Below are 204 nucleotides of genomic sequence, written 5' to 3'. Positions count from 1 at the left end.
CGGGAATTGCCGAATCGTCGGCGAATTCTCGAAAATCCCGTTTTTCGCCGACGATACTGTTATTACCGTCGGTGAAATAAAAAGTCGCCGACGATAATGCTGGCTGCGTCGGCGAGAGTTCGTTTTCGCAGGCGATAACCGGAATCGACGGCGAATCCGGCACTCCACCGAGTTACGTCCATATAATTGTGTAAAATAGAAAAA

Source organism: Nosocomiicoccus sp. HMSC059G07, from assembly GCF_001815515.1.
GTDB lineage: Bacteria > Bacillota > Bacilli > Staphylococcales > Salinicoccaceae > Nosocomiicoccus > Nosocomiicoccus ampullae_A.
Note: the sequence above shows the minus strand (reverse complement) of the source record.